General features: G+C 60.1%; 16 protein-coding genes. 7 read left to right on the top strand and 9 right to left on the bottom strand.

What is annotated here, in order from left to right; translation table 11 throughout:
- Positions 1–2 precede the first annotated feature (2 nt).
- From OEG82_RS11420 to OEG82_RS11410, 3 genes are all read right to left on the bottom strand, one after another.
- Complete coding sequence (locus OEG82_RS11420; protein ID WP_267612572.1) at positions 3–2231, bottom strand: ATP-binding protein; 2229 nt, start codon at positions 2229–2231, stop codon at positions 3–5.
- 426 nt (positions 2232–2657) lie between these two features.
- The gene (locus OEG82_RS11415; RefSeq protein ID WP_267612571.1) at positions 2658–3218 is read right to left on the bottom strand and encodes an RICIN domain-containing protein; all 561 of its coding nucleotides are present in this window, start codon (positions 3216–3218) and stop codon (positions 2658–2660) included.
- A gap of 138 nt (positions 3219–3356) precedes the next feature.
- Positions 3357–3890 carry a CoA-binding protein gene (locus OEG82_RS11410; protein ID WP_267612570.1) on the bottom strand — a complete coding sequence of 178 codons (534 nt, stop codon included), beginning with the start codon at positions 3888–3890 and terminating at the stop codon, positions 3357–3359.
- A gap of 153 nt (positions 3891–4043) precedes the next feature.
- Between OEG82_RS11410 and OEG82_RS11405 the strand changes: the two genes are divergently transcribed.
- A complete protein-coding gene (locus OEG82_RS11405) occupies positions 4044–4409 on the top strand; it encodes a hypothetical protein (protein WP_267612569.1) in 366 nt (121 codons plus the stop codon).
- Between the two features lie 9 nt (positions 4410–4418).
- Here the strand turns inward: OEG82_RS11405 and OEG82_RS11400 are convergent, their stop codons facing one another.
- Complete coding sequence (locus OEG82_RS11400) at positions 4419–4853, bottom strand: VOC family protein (protein WP_267612568.1); 435 nt, start codon at positions 4851–4853, stop codon at positions 4419–4421.
- A gap of 116 nt (positions 4854–4969) precedes the next feature.
- A complete protein-coding gene (locus OEG82_RS11395) occupies positions 4970–5794 on the bottom strand; it encodes an enoyl-CoA hydratase (RefSeq protein ID WP_267612567.1) in 825 nt (274 codons plus the stop codon).
- A gap of 203 nt (positions 5795–5997) precedes the next feature.
- Here OEG82_RS11395 and OEG82_RS11390 point away from each other — a divergent pair, with 203 nt between their 5' ends.
- From OEG82_RS11390 to rpsI, 3 genes are all read left to right on the top strand, one after another.
- The gene (locus tag OEG82_RS11390; protein WP_267612566.1) at positions 5998–6435 is read left to right on the top strand and encodes a PaaI family thioesterase; all 438 of its coding nucleotides are present in this window, start codon (positions 5998–6000) and stop codon (positions 6433–6435) included.
- A gap of 258 nt (positions 6436–6693) precedes the next feature.
- Positions 6694–7158: a 50S ribosomal protein L13 gene (rplM, locus tag OEG82_RS11385; protein ID WP_267612565.1), complete on the top strand. Its 465-nt coding sequence runs from the start codon at positions 6694–6696 to the stop codon at positions 7156–7158.
- Between the two features lie 2 nt (positions 7159–7160).
- Positions 7161–7640: a 30S ribosomal protein S9 gene (gene rpsI, locus OEG82_RS11380; RefSeq protein ID WP_047030348.1), complete on the top strand. Its 480-nt coding sequence runs from the start codon at positions 7161–7163 to the stop codon at positions 7638–7640.
- 79 nt (positions 7641–7719) lie between these two features.
- Here the strand turns inward: rpsI and OEG82_RS11375 are convergent, their stop codons facing one another.
- A complete protein-coding gene (locus tag OEG82_RS11375; protein WP_267612564.1) occupies positions 7720–8811 on the bottom strand; it encodes an acyltransferase family protein in 1092 nt (363 codons plus the stop codon).
- A gap of 301 nt (positions 8812–9112) precedes the next feature.
- On the opposite strand from OEG82_RS11375, the gene speB reads away from it, so the two are divergent.
- The gene (speB, locus tag OEG82_RS11370) at positions 9113–10063 is read left to right on the top strand and encodes an agmatinase (protein ID WP_267612563.1); all 951 of its coding nucleotides are present in this window, start codon (positions 9113–9115) and stop codon (positions 10061–10063) included.
- An 88-nt stretch (positions 10064–10151) separates the two neighbouring features.
- Positions 10152–11081, top strand: coding sequence for an N-acetyl-gamma-glutamyl-phosphate reductase (gene argC, locus OEG82_RS11365; RefSeq protein ID WP_267612562.1), 930 nt, complete (start codon positions 10152–10154; stop codon positions 11079–11081).
- Positions 11082–11142: 61 nt separating this feature from the next.
- Here argC and OEG82_RS11360 read toward each other — a convergent pair whose 3' ends face one another.
- The 3 genes from OEG82_RS11360 to OEG82_RS11350 form a co-directional block, all read right to left on the bottom strand.
- Complete coding sequence (locus OEG82_RS11360; protein ID WP_267612561.1) at positions 11143–11550, bottom strand: OsmC family protein; 408 nt, start codon at positions 11548–11550, stop codon at positions 11143–11145.
- Between the two features lie 199 nt (positions 11551–11749).
- Entirely contained in the window at positions 11750–12037 is a 288-nt protein-coding gene (locus tag OEG82_RS11355) for a YrhK family protein (protein WP_267612560.1), read from the bottom strand.
- 62 nt (positions 12038–12099) lie between these two features.
- On the bottom strand, positions 12100–13224 hold the full coding sequence (locus OEG82_RS11350; protein WP_267612559.1) for a COX15/CtaA family protein: 1125 nt from the start codon (positions 13222–13224) through the stop codon (positions 12100–12102).
- Positions 13225–13434: 210 nt separating this feature from the next.
- Here OEG82_RS11350 and OEG82_RS11345 point away from each other — a divergent pair, with 210 nt between their 5' ends.
- The gene (locus OEG82_RS11345; protein WP_267612558.1) at positions 13435–13653 is read left to right on the top strand and encodes a DUF2842 domain-containing protein; all 219 of its coding nucleotides are present in this window, start codon (positions 13435–13437) and stop codon (positions 13651–13653) included.
- Positions 13654–13693: the final 40 nt, after the last annotated feature.

Below are 13693 nucleotides of genomic sequence, written 5' to 3'. Positions count from 1 at the left end.
TCCTAGGCCCTCATTTTGTTTGGTGGACAGGCCGGCAGAGTGAAGGTGAAGGTCGACCCCACACCTTCTTCACTCTGGAAGGTCACCGTGCCGTCAAATGCTTCGATGATTTTCTTGGTGATGTTGAGCCCAAGTCCGCTACCGCCCTTCATCCGGGTGGCCGAGCCATCGGCCTGGGCAAACTTGCCGAAGATCTTGGTGCGGAAGGCCTCGGGAATGCCGGAGCCGCAATCGCAGACGGAGACCGCCACATCCGAATTCGGGTTCATCGCGACCCTGACCACGACTCTCTCCCCAGGCTCGGAGAATTTCGCCGCATTGGAGAGCAGATTGACGAGCGCCTGGTCAAACCTGTCCTGGTCGAGATTCACATAGGCCTCCGCCACATCAAAGCGCAGCACGCAGTCGACGCCGTATTTTTCGGAGAAGGACTGCTGACGCTCGACAATGTCGGCGACAAGCTGGCAGACTTCGACCACTTCGAGCTGATAATCGAGCTTGCCAGCGGCGATCTTTTCCATGTCGAGAATGTCATTGACGAGGCGGGACAGGCGCTGGCAGCTGTCATAGGACAGTTTGAGAAGTTTCCGCGTCTTGTCATCGCCCTTGTCTCCAGACAGAGCAAGCAGCAGCCCGAGCGAGCCCTGAATTGACGTCAGCGGCGTGCGCAGCTCGTGATTGACGGTGGAAATGAACTCGTCCTTCATGATCTCCATGCGCTTGCGCTCGGAGATATCGCGGACGATGCCGCTGTGGATGATCCGGTCGCCGATATTGATCTTGCTCATCGACAGATCGAGCGGAAAGACACTGGCATCCTTGCGGCAGCCTTCCACGTCGCGCTCTGCCTTCGTCTGCGCCGGCCGCACCCCGCCCTCTGGTCCGCCCAGATAAAGCGCAGGCATCAGCAGGGTGACCTTCCGTCCGATCACGTCCTCGGCGCGGTAGCCGAATATGCCCTCGCAGGCGCGGTTGAAGGTTTCGATTGTTCCATTGGCGTCGGTTGTAAACAGACCATCGACCGTGTTGTCGACAATGGCAGTCAGCTTGGCTTCATTGGCGGCCAGTTCACGGGTCTTCTGATCGAAGGCGCGCGCCAGGTCGCCAATTTCGTCGCCGCGCTTCAGCGGCAGGTTTTCAAGCTTCTTGTGGCCCTGCGAATGCTTGATTTCAGCGGTCAGCTTGTTGAGCGGCGCCGTGAACCGCCGGGCCATGACCAGCGAGCCCGCAAAGCAGCCCAGAACCAGCAGCCCGCCCCCGACCAGCGAGTCCCTGCGGGCCTGGAAGGTCGAACGCATCAGCTCCTGGTAGGGCACCCGGACCACCACGCCCAGAAAGGCATCGGGATTGTCCGGATCGATATTCAGGCGGACAAAATAGGACACATCGGAACCGGAGGAGAAGGTCTCTTCATCGAGATCAGTGTGCAGCACCTTGTCCACAAAGAGGGGCGGAGGCGCCGAATAATCGTCGTGGAACTGAAACCGCCCGATCGTGCCGTTGGAGGTATATTCCATGTAGTCGCCGGAATTGTTCAGGACAAAGGTGTTTTCCTTCGGGGAGATCTCTTCGAAGGCCCGGCGCAGCATCTCCGAATAATGGGCGTTGATGACAATCATCCCGAAAATGGTTCCCTCCTCGTCAAAAACGGGCATCACCACGCGTGCGGTCGGTACCAGCGTGCTGTCAAGCGTGCCGCGCTCCTTGTTGTAGCTGACTTCGGAAAAACGGACGCTGTTTTGCAGTGTCTCGAGGCCGCCCTGAAAATAGGGCTCATTGCCCTTCTGCTGCAGCTCGCCATCGGCAACAATTTCAATGCCGGAGGCGGTCCGGTTGGTCCGTACCAGCTCCCTGCCGCCGTCACCGACACCGATGTAGCGGATCTGGAAATAGTCCTGCCGGGTGGCCAGCATGGACGAGAAGATGGTGGCGAGGCGATCCCGCCAGATCCTGGTACTCGACCCGTCCTGCGGATCGATGCCGTCATTCCGGGTGCTGCGGGCGATGCCCTGGATGGGAGGTGTCTGCGACAGCACCTGAACGTCGCTTTTCAACTGATCATAGGAAAACTTGAAGCGCTGAGCCAGCAGACGGGTTTCACCGGCCAGGGTTTCGACCGAAGCGTCGAGAACGATCGCCTCGATGCGGTAGTAACTGATGCCGCCGACCAGCAGCGCGCTCATCAACGCACAGATACAGGCCAGCATGACGATCTTGTTCTTCAAAGACACGACGGCGGGCTGCCAGATTCGCCGTATCCACCCTGAAGTCCCGAATTCGGTCGCCGTGTCATGTTGCATAGTCAGCCTCCGCGACTGCCCCGAACGCTGCTTCCGCATGGCTGCAGAGGCGAAAAGACCCGTTCAGGCACATCTCGTCAGGGGCGGAGACTCTGCGAAAAACATGAAGTAACCGGTTATTTCCCGCCCTGAATTTTTCCGGCTATCCCGGTAAAAATTCAGGGTCGGAGATCAATACAGACGCCGGATCCATGACTTTATACTCAACAGACGCCATCGAACCGGGGCTGGAACCCTCGGGCTCTTGGCGAAGATATCGTCGTCAGGAAACAATTGCACTTGAGAGCCGCCGGCAGTCCGCACTGCCCCGGAATTCACAGGTGAACAAAGAGGCGGCAGAGACCAGCACCGCGCGCGTCACTGGGCGGCTATTTTCCAGTACTGGCCTGAAAAATCACCGGTATCGGCCAGCTGCAGCTTGTTGTTGACCCCGTCATTGACAACATCAAGAGACCTGCCTTCGCCCTGCCAATCGGTGGTCAGTCTATAATATCCGTTTGACTGGCGCACAACTCGCCAGTGCTGACCTGAATAATTGCCGGTGTCGGCGAGCTGCAGCCTGTTGTTTGTGCCATCGTTGACAACGTCGAGAGACTTGCCTTCGCCCTGCCACTGCGTTGTCAAACGGTAAGATCCGTCGTCGAGCCTGGTCACTTTCCAGTACTGCCCGGAATAATTTCCGGTGTCGGCAAGGATCAACTTGTTGTTGACCCCGTCATTGACGACATCGAGCGACTTGCCTTCGCCCTGCCACATGGTGGTCAGCCGATAATATATTCCATTGTCAAATTCCTGGGCCTGCGCACCAAAAGGAACAACTAAAACAAATGATGCGAGCAAAGCCAAGAATGTTTGCTTGCGCATCGGCCGAGTTCGGGCGTGAAGGGCAAACGCTTTAGAAAAACCTGTGCTGATCATAATGCATTACTCTCAGTTGATGAATATAATATGCTGATAGCATTCAGCATCAGGCCTCATCGTCAAAGAAAAAAACTTGCATAAAGCCGGGCAATCTCCGCTGTCATGACCAGGGAGGAAACATGTTGCGCGGTTTGCTCACTCCTGATCGTCGGGCACTCTGAGCCCATAGCTCTGAAAGCCTGACCGCATCACCGGTTTGCGCGATGAGATCAAGCCGCTGTTGACACCGTTCCAGCCAATTTCGCCCGACAGCCGGGCATATTCGATCTTCGGGCAGCGGTCCATCACCACCTTGATGCCGTCAGCTTCGGCGCGAGCAGCGGCCTCGTCATGGCGCACGGTGAGTTGCATCCAGATCACCTGGGGCCTGGGATCAAGCGCCAAAACCTCGTCGACAATGCCGGGCACGGCATTGGAGGCGCGGAAAACATCGACCATGTCGATCGCCACGGGCACATCGATCAGGCGTGCATAGGTCATCTGCCCGAGGATGGGCTTGCCCGCCTGCCCCGGATTGACCGGGATGACTTCATAGCCCTTGCCAAGCAGATACTTCATCACGAAAAAGCTGGGACGGACTTCATTGGCCGATGCGCCGATGACCGCAATGGTCCTGACCGACTGCAAAATGCCTGAAATATAGGAACTGGTGTAGCGGTCGTGGTTCATCCGGGATGTATCCTGCTGGGGCCGGTCCGGTTGTCGCAACAGCACCTTGGTGCGTCAAGCCACCATAGGCGTCCCGCCTCCCTTGCCTGCGACCAAATCCGCGACATATTGCTTGTGTAGCCTTTCGCCAGACGCCAACCGGAGGAGACCACCATGCCTGCGCGCCTGATTCTGAACAGCATGATTTCCATGACCGCGGTCATGGCCGGGTTGATGATGGTGAACGGTCCGGCCCAGGCCATCAGCCGCATTGAGACCACCGGAACCGATTGCCACGCCATCCGCGGCGCGCTGATCCGCGAGGGAGCCGCCATCCTGCGATACACCTCGAAAAGGGGCCTGCCGATCTATGACCGCTATGTCAGCTCATCGCGGATGTGCCCGGGCAATTCCATCGGTGTCTGGGCCAGCGTGCCGGCGCGCGACACCAACAGCTGCAGGGTAATCGCCTGCGACGCCAATGCGAGCGATGATGATGACCTGATGCGGTTCCGGCCACTGCTGAGGATCACGCAATAGGGCAAGCTGTCAGTCCGGCAGGCTCATATGCCCGTCCTCGCCCAGGGGCATGAACGGGTTGTGGGCCAATTCCCATAAATGCCCGTCGGGATCGGCGAAATAGCCGGAATAGCCGCCCCAGAACACCTCATGCGGCTTTTTCACCGGCCTGGCACCGCATTCAACCGCGAAATTCCAGGCGGCGTCGACTTCGGCCACGGATTCGAGATTGTGACACAGGGCGACGCCTTCGAAGCTTTGCGGCCGGGTTGGTTCCAGACCCGCGTCGGCAGCCAGCGCATCGCGCCCGAACAGGCCGAGCACGGTGCCGTTCATGTGAAAGAAGGTGACGCTGTCATTGCAGGCCGAGGACCGCTTGAAGCCGAGTTTTTGATAGAACGCGGTCGAAGCCGCCACATCGGCAACGCCGAGCGTGACCATGGTGATGCGCGGTGACAGGGTCATGACGAGTCCTCACGGATGGGATGCTGGAAGTTGCAGCTCGGGTTTGACCGCGCTTCAATCACACAAGAACACATCATGAACAAGGCGGCTCGCACTGTCAATCTGCCAGCCGCCGGTTACTCCCCGGTCCATTCCGGCGTCCGCTTGGCGATGAAGGCGTTCATGCCTTCCTCGGCATCGCGGGCCAGCATGTTCTCGACCATCACCTGGGCGGTGTAGTCATAGGCGTCTTCGAGCGACATTTCGGCCTGGCGGTAGAAGGCCTCCTTGCCGATCTTGACCGTCAAAGGTGATTTGGAAGCAATGACATCGGCGTATTTCATCACAACTTGAGTCAGGTACTGGCGCGGCATGATCCGGTTGATCAAGCCGAATTCCCGCGCAGTCGAGGCGTCGATGGTCTCGCCGGTGAGCAGCATTTCCATGGCCTGCTTGCGATGGACATTGCGGCTGAGCGCCACCATAGGGGTCGAGCAGAACAGCCCGATATTGACGCCGGGGGTGCAGAAGGCCGAGGTGTCCGTGCACATTGCCAGATCGCAGGAGGCGACAAGCTGGCAGCCGGCGGCGGTGGCGAGGCCATCGACCTCGGCAATCACCGGCACCGGCAGATGCACGATCGTCTGCATCAGCTCGGCGCAGAGCTTCATGGAGCGGGCAAAGAACGCCCTGCCCCGGTCCTCGTCGGCGCGGTGCAATGTCAGTTCCTTGAGGTCATGACCGGCAGAAAACAGCTTGCCTGGCGTGGCCGAAGCGATGATCACCACGCGGATCGACTTGTCCTGCCGCGTCGCGTCCAGCGCGTCCTTGAGCGCCTGCATCAGCGCGATCGACAGCGCATTTGCCGGCGGATTGTTCATCTCCAGGCGCAGCACGCCGTTCAGGATTTCGGACTTGACCAGGCCGGCGGGCGTGCTCGGGTTCAGCTCTACGACGTTCATGCGGGGACACCTTTCCAGTTCAGCGTCAGTTTAGCCCGATGACAGGGCGGCGGGAACCCCATCGCGGCGTTGACCGGACCGCGATTTTCCGCAACGTTGCCGGACAACTCCATCCTCGGGAGGATCGGGAGGCGAAGCCGCCGCGTCAACGCGTCCGGTGCGCGCTGCCAAACCGCCCTCCCGTCTCCAGACAGGATCACAGAATGCCCGCAGCAGCCGCGCCCGTCATGTCCGCACCCGAGGTCTCCGCCTATCTCGACGAGGTGTTTCCGCAGATCAAATCCAACGGCGACAATATCTCGGTGAGAGATGTGGCTGCCGGAACCGCGCTTGTCCGACTCGAGGCGGACGACAAGCATCTGCGCCCGGGTGGCACGGTCAGCGGGCCGACGCTGTTCATGCTGGCCGATCTGGCGGCCTATGCGGTGATCCTTGCCCATATCGGCCGCGTGGCGCTGGCAGTAACGACCAATCTCAATATCAACTTCCTGATGAAGCCCGAACCGGGGCCGCTGGACGCCACCGCGACCATCCTCAAGCTGGGCAAAAGGCTGGTGGTGACCGATATCGCGATCCGCGATTCCGGCGGCGAACTGGTCGCCCACGCCACTGCGACCTACTCGATTCCGCCGCGAAACTGACGGGTTTGAGACCAGATTCATGCGGTATTATAATACCGCATGAATAACACGTTGTTTTCATTACATTATATTTGCAATGCCCGCTTTTGCCTTGCTTGACGGTTTTTTCCGTCCCGCCTATAAGCACGCAGCGTCCACGTCCTTGAGGCGATGGCGCGCAGTTGGCTCGTGATCATTGATGGTTTCGGGACAACCCAAGCAACAAGAAACGTCCGGGCGGGTCACCCTGCTTCGGATCCTGAATGAAAAGAGAAACCCATGAAAACCTTCTCGCAGAAGCCTGCAGAGGTGGAAAAGAAGTGGATCATCATCGACGCCGAGGGTCTCGTCGTCGGTCGTCTGGCCACTGTCATCGCCACCATCCTGCGCGGCAAGCACAAAGTCACCTACACCCCTCACGTTGACGATGGCGACAATGTCGTGGTCATCAACGCTGAAAAGGCGGTTCTGACCGGCAACAAATATGCCGACAAGAAATATTACTGGCACACCGGCTATCCCGGCGGCATCAAGGAGCGCACCGCGCGCCAGATCTTCGAAGGTCGCTTTCCCGAGCGGATCGTCGAAAAGGCTGTCGAGCGCATGGTTCCACGCGGCCCGCTTGGCCGTCGCCAGATGAAGAACCTCCGGGTTTATGCTGGTTCCGAACATCCGCATGAAGCTCAGCAGCCGACCGTTCTTGACGTCGCGGCCCTGAATTCCAAGAACAAAAGGAGCGCCTGATTATGGCTGAACTCAATTCGCTTGAGGAGCTCGGCGCAACTGTGACCGCAGCAGCCGAACCGGCAGCCCCGGTTCACGTCCGCAAGGTCGACGACCTCGGCCGGTCCTACGCAACCGGCAAGCGCAAGAACGCGATTGCCCGCGTCTGGATCAAGCCAGGCACCGGCAAGATCACCGTCAACGGCCGTGATTTTGTCACCTACTTCGCACGTCCCGTGCTTCAGATGGTCGTCCAGCAGCCTGTTGTTGCTGCTGACCGTCAGGGCCAGTTCGACGTGGTCTGCACCGTTGCAGGCGGCGGTCTTTCAGGCCAGGCCGGCGCCGTTCGTCACGGCATCTCCAAGGCGCTGACCTATTACGAGCCGGGCCTGCGCCCAGTGCTCAAGAAGGGTGGCTTCCTGACCCGCGACAGCCGCGTTGTCGAACGTAAGAAATACGGCAAGGCCAAGGCCCGCCGGTCGTTCCAGTTCTCCAAGCGCTAAGTCGCCTGGTCAATATTGGAAAGCATTATGGACGGGGCTTCGGCCCCGTCTTTTTTTGTGCCTGTTCCCCGGGATATTGCTATTCGGCAGGACCGGTGGCCGCTGCGCGCTGCGGCTCAGGGGTTGCGGGCCGCAACCGGTTCAGGACCCAGCGCGACAGCGGCCGTTCGACAAGGGTGTAAAAACCGGCCGCAACGCCAAATGCCAGGATGGTCATGACCAGGTAGTGGATCTCCCAGGGCATATCGCCGAGAACGCGCAGCGGAACCACGAATTTGATGTAGAAGGTGACGACGAAGACATGCGTGAGATAAAGCGCATAGGACCAGTCTCCCAGACGCGCCAGAAACGCGCTCTTGAACGTAACGACCTGCAGCGCGCCATAGAGCACCGCGGTGGCGGGCAGCCCCCAGTAATAGGGACGCCAGTCGACCAGTGGCCTTTCCCATTGCCAGACCAGAAGCAGCACGCCTGCAACAAGGACAACCAGCGGCGCCAGCCCGACCTTCCGGCTGCGGGCGCGCAGCCATATCCGGAAGACGAAAACGCCGAAGACGAATTCGAGCAGGATCGGGTTGGTGTAAAAGGCCAGGGTCGGATTTGCGGGGTCAATCAGCACCCCGGCCAGAACCAGGGCGATGATCACGCCCGATGTGCCCAACAGCCTCCGGTCCGCAAACAGGCCCGCGGTCAGCGCGACGATGGCATAGAAGAACATCTCGTAGTTCAAGGTCCAACCGACACCCAGCATCGGCACTGTGGATCCGTCGCCACTGTCGACGGCCAGGAATGACAGCGACAGCAGCAGGTGCAAGAGTTCAGCCGTGGTCGTCTGAAACAGGCTCGGCAGCAATGCGGCCAGCGCGAAGACGAAGAAGGTGATCACCCAATAGGCCGGCACGATACGTGCTATCCGCCGGATCCAGAAATCCTTGCCGTCAAAGGCCCCTTGCCGCGCCACGATCATTGCCATGATGAAGCCGGAGATGACGAAGAACAGATCGACGCCTGCCGCGCCGACATGATCGACCCGCTCCGGATCGAGGCCCCAGGTTTCCTGGGTCAGCACCGAAACATGGAAAAACATCACCACCAGTGCGGCAGCGGCACGCAAATACTGGACGGACAGAAGAGCCGCATCGGGCTGTGAGGAAAAACCAGGACCGCTCATGTCTGCTTCCGCGCTGGGTCGGCCAGAAGCCGGGCGGCAAAAGATAGACTCGGAAAACTTGAAATTCCCTGAAGTTCGAGAAAATCCGCACGCGCCGAATGCGCCGAATGCGCCGCGCCCCCGGCAGAACGACTTCCAGACGGCAAGTGCGCTGCAAGCCTGCAATTGATCCATGCGCCAGCTCGCAGGACAGCCCGCCAGTCACCGCCCGGACGGCATGAGCGTGCATGCAACGGCTTTCTTGCAACCGCTGAATGGGTTAGACAGACTGGCTTGCAACTTCGCGTCCGGAACCAGACCCATGGCCAACAAATCCATCGACCACGCTTTCACAGCCCGTTCGCTGACATCGGCGGCGAGCGACCCGACCTATGCCGGGGCGCTGTCGTTCATGCGGCGCAAATACACCAAGACGCTCAAGGGTGCGGATGCGGTGGTCTGGGGCATTCCGTTTGACGCGGCGGTGTCGAACCGCCCCGGCGCCCGCTTTGGCCCGCAGGCGATCCGCCGCGCGTCGGCGATTCTGGACAACGACCCGCAATATCCGTTCAACCGCGACCTGTTCGAGGCGATGCCGGTGATCGATTATGGCGACTGCCTGCTCGATTACGGCAATCACCAGAAGACGCCGGCGACGATCGAGCGCGAAGCCACCAAAATTCTCGCATCAGGCGCCTTCCTGATGAGCATGGGCGGCGATCATTTCGTCACCTGGCCGCTGCTCAAGGCGCATGCGGCCAAGCATGGCCCGCTGGCGCTGGTGCAGTTCGACGCGCATCAGGACACCTGGTTTGACGATGGCAAGCGGATCGACCACGGCTCCTTTGTCGGTCGCGCGGTCCGCGACGGCGTCATCGACCCGTCCCGCTCGATCCAGGTCGGCATCAGAACCCATGCGCCGGAGGATTGCGGCATCCGCATCCTCTATGGCCACGAGATCGAGGACATGACCGCCGCGCAAATTTCCCAGACCATTCTCGACCATGTCGGGGGTGCGGCCTGCTACCTGACCTTCGACATTGATTGTCTCGATCCGGCCTTTGCACCGGGAACCGGAACCCCGGTGGCCGGTGGCCCGTCCAGCGCCAGAATGCTGTCGGTGCTGCAAAAGCTCGGGGGACTTGATATCAAGGGCGCAGATATTGTAGAAGTGGCGCCAGCCTATGACCACGCGGACATCACCGCGATTGCCGGAGCAGCTGTCGCCATGCAATATCTTGGACTTCTCGCAGAACGCCGCGCGCGACGATAAAGTCTCGCAAGCCTCATGAGCCGCTTCGGGCATCGAGTCCGAAGCGCTGCGCAAGTCCCTGATTTTTATGCATGAACGGAGAAGCCCGATGGCTCCCAAGATTTTTATTGACGGTGAACACGGCACGACCGGCCTGCAGATCGTGTCGCGGTTGCAGGACCGGACCGATATCGAACTGATGTCGATGCCGGCAGAGCAACGGCGGGATGCCGATGTGCGGACGAAATTCCTGCGCGAGGCCGATATCGCGATCCTGTGCCTGCCCGACGATGCGGCGCGCGAATCGGTGGCGCTGGCTGCCGATGCCGGAACCCGCTTTATCGACGCCTCCACCGCGCACCGGAGCAATCCCGACTGGGCCTATGGCTTTGCCGAGCTTTCGCCGGGCCAGGCCGACCGCATTGCGGCGGCGCAGTTCGTTTCAAATCCGGGCTGTTACTCGACCGGCGCCATCGCGCTGATTGCCCCGCTGGTCGCCGCGGGCCTTCTGCCCACCGATTATCCGGTGACGATCAATGCCGTGTCGGGCTATAGCGGCGGCGGCAAGCAACTGATCGCACAGATGGAAGATGGCTCTCGCGATGATGCGATCGGGGCTGCCTATTTTGCCTATGCGCTGACACTGGCGCACAAGCATGTGCCCGAAATCATGACCCACACCGCGATTGAGCGGCGGCCGATCTTCACCCCGGCTGTTGGCCGCTTCGCGCAGGGCATGCTGGTCAATGTTCCGCTGCATCTCGAGCTGATGACGGGCAATCCGTCGATGGCGGAGGTCCATTCGGCGCTCGAGACGCATTATTCCCAGGGCGGTGCAGTCAGCGTCGTGTCTCTTGCGGACAGTGCCGGTCTAGCCCGGCTTGATCCGGAAGAACTGGTCGGCACCAACAATATGAAGCTCTATGTCTGCGGTGTTGAAGGCACGGGCCAGGTCAATCTGGTGGCGTCGCTGGACAATCTCGGCAAAGGGGCATCCGGTGCTGCAGTGCAGAACCTCGATCTGATGATCGGCGCCTGACGGAGGCGCAGCAGGCATCGGACTGGTTTTGCAGGGACCGAAACGGGCACCTGCCGGCAGTTCAATCCGTCTTGCGCCTGACGATCCCCTCGAGCTTCGTCGCGGCGGCTATGGTGTTGTAAATCGTGCCATACTTGCGCACGTTGGAATGAATGAGTTCCAGTCGATGGTCGTCTTCGTCGGTGTCTATGATCAGTTCATAGGTGATTTCCGCCATGAATGGCGGGCTATCCTGGCGCTTGCCCTTGAGCCGCACCTCGATGCCGCGATACTCGAATTTTGTGATCGGCGCGACGCGCTCGATCCCCTTGATCATGCAGGCCGAAATCGCCGCGAGCAGGAGTTCCGCCGGATTGAATGCATCATCCCGGCCAGCAACGTCGGTATCAAGTGTGATCTCTGCATCCTTGGTTTTCGCGACGCTGCCGTGCTTGTTGATGCGGCGGGCCTCGACAGCATATTCCAGCATAAGAACTCGTCTCCTAGCTCGTCCGGACTGGCATCCTTGCGACAAAACCAGTGCAACAGGTCCGCCAGCAGGACATCGCCCGAAATTTCATGGGTTCGTGTTTGAGGTTACGGCCATCCGGCAGGCCAAACCTTGATCCGCATCAAGGAAGGCAGGAACAGTGAAACTCTTGGCGGCCTGGTAGAAGCAGATATGCGGATCAGGAATCGCTCTCAAACCGCTTGGCGAGATCTTCCAGATCATTGTCTCTGACGTAGCGGAGTTCCCGGATGATGCGCAGTGTCGGCTTCAGTGCGAAGCAGAGCGAACCGATCAGAAAGCACCAGGTGCCGGTTGTCAGCCATTCCGTAGAGAAGAACATGATCGATCCCACCACGAACAACAAGGCAGCGCAGACATCGACAGTTGTGTAGGCGAGTTCAAACCAGGCATAATATTTTTCGTCGGAGACATAGCGGCGATGACGGGACAGCTTGAAAAGCGCCATTGCACTCTCCTTTCATTGAAGGTGGTGTTGCGCTTGCACCGTCTCCCGACAGCGCGGTCCGGTCAACTCCTGAGACGGATCCTGGTTTCCATCGGATAGGCGCCGTAAAAGCCACGCCAGTGGGCGACCGCGAAACCGAGCACGACAATGGCCCAGCCCTGGTGCACCAGCGCCCAGCCGAACGGCACCTGGCCCAGGATCACAACAATGCCGATCAGCGCCTGGATGGTCACCAGACCAAACAGCACCACCGCGCGACGGCAGTGGGTGGTGCCGCGGCCATGAACAATCGATGCCACCATGTGCCACAGCGCCAACGCGAACAGCAGATAGCCGCCAAGGCGGTGGACGAACTGCACCGTCAGTTCATTCTCGAAGAAATTGCGCCAGGCCGGCATGATCTCCAGCAGGCCCTCGGGCACCAGTGCGCCATTCATCAACGGCCAGGTGCTGGACGCCAGACCGGCATCGAGACCGGCAACAAGGCCGCCGAGATAGATCTGCACCAGCACAAGCCCCGTCAGCGCCCCTGCCCCGCGCTTCAGTCCGATGCTCGGCACCGGATCGGCGGAATGCGGCGCAAGCCCGCGCATCACCCAGACAATGGCTGCAAAGATCAGACAGGCCAGCGTCAAATGGGTGGCGAGCCGGTACTGGCTGACATCGACGCGGTCCACCAGACCCGAAGCCACCATCCACCAGCCCACGGCGCCTTGCAGGCCGCCCAGGACCAGCAGTCCGAACAGCGGCCAGCGCAGGCGCTTTTCCACGCGCCCTGTTGCCAGGAAGATCAGGAACGGGATGCCGAACAACACGCCGACGCCACGGGCCAGGAACCGGTGCGCCCATTCCCACCAGTAGATGGTCTTGAACTCGTCCAGGCTCATGCCCTTGTTGATCAGCTGGTATTCTGGGATCTGGCGGTAGAGTTCGAGCTCCTCCTGCCATTCCATCTCGCTCAGCGGCGGAATCACGCCATGGATCGGCTTCCACTGTGTAATCGACAGACCCGAATCGGTCAGTCGCGTGGCTCCACCAACCAGGATCAGGGCGAAGATTGCTGCCAGAACCAGGCCGAGCCAGATACGCTGCGCAGCCCGGTTGCGGCGGATGCGCTGCTCTTCGGCAATCACGGAGCCGGTGTCGGATAATGCGGCAGTGGAGTGGGTCAAGGGCGTGGCGGACATCGGCAATATGATCCTTTCAACAGTGCCGAACATGTGCACCACGCCCCGTTGCAAGGCAAGGGCTGCAGCTTTGCGGCATGCGGTCGCGGCGTGGCTGGTCAGCTTGCCCTTGCGTTCAGCGCCAGAGCGGTTAAATCCTCATGCAACCGCTCACCGGGGCGCATTGTGCCGAACGCTTTGTGTCGAAGTCCGAACAGTAAAGGCCCGCTCATGCCCGTCCGTCTCAGAAAGCTTATCGGAGCCGCGCTCATCGTGGCGCTGGCGGTGCTTTACGCGCTCGTCGCGACGACGGTTGCGACCTATCGCCTGGCCGAATCCGCCTGGTATGTCCATCTGCTCTATTTCATGGTCACAGGGGTTTTCTGGATCGTGCCGGCGATGTTCCTGATCCGGTGGATGGAAGGGCCTGCCAAACCCAAGCAGCCCTAGGCTCGCCCCATTTTCCGGGTGTCCGCTGCAGCATTAACGC

Origin of the sequence: Hoeflea ulvae, from assembly GCF_026619435.1 — a bacterium.
Lineage (GTDB): Bacteria > Pseudomonadota > Alphaproteobacteria > Rhizobiales > Rhizobiaceae > Hoeflea > Hoeflea ulvae.
Note: the sequence above shows the minus strand (reverse complement) of the source record. Positions and strands in the feature narration are given on the sequence as shown.